Here is a 605-nt window from a genome sequence, read left to right as displayed (position 1 = left end):
CAGGGCCATATCACAGGTGGGACCACAGATGTAGCACCGGGCAGCGAAGTGACCTTAACCATTACCGGTCAGGACCAGTCAGGCAATCCGCTGGAACAGCAGGTGAAAGCCACAGTTAATCCTGATGGCAGCTATACGGCAGAAGTGCCGGCCGGCTTTGCTGATGGCGAATTGACCGTTAAGGCAGAAACGGTTGATCGTAACGGTACACCAGTCAATGCAGAAGACAGCCTGTTGAAGACCGATCATGACAATGATCCATCTACACCGGATCAAGGTGGTCTGGACCGCGTTGACGGATCAATTACAGTAGATGTTGATGATCAGGGCCATATCACAGGTGGGACCACAGATGTAGCACCGGGCAGCGAAGTGACCTTAACCATTACCGGTCAGGACCAGTCAGGCAATCCGCTGGAACAGCAGGTGAAAGCCACAGTTAATCCTGATGGCAGCTATACGGCAGAAGTGCCGGCCGGCTTTGCTGATGGCGAATTGACCGTTAAGGCAGAAACAGTTGATCGTAATGGTACTCCGGTCAATGCAGAAGACAGCCTGTTGAAGACCGATCATGACAATGATCCATCTACGCCGGATCAAGGTGG

General features: G+C 52.7%; 1 pseudogene. It reads left to right on the top strand.

Annotated elements, in window-relative coordinates:
- Positions 1-605 (top strand): annotated as a pseudogene (locus J502_RS16180) (BapA/Bap/LapF family prefix-like domain-containing protein); the annotation flags it as partial.

Source organism: Acinetobacter sp. 1294596, assembly GCF_000582925.1.
Taxonomy (GTDB): Bacteria; Pseudomonadota; Gammaproteobacteria; order Pseudomonadales; family Moraxellaceae; genus Acinetobacter; species Acinetobacter radioresistens.
Note: the sequence above shows the minus strand (reverse complement) of the source record. Positions and strands in the feature narration are given on the sequence as shown.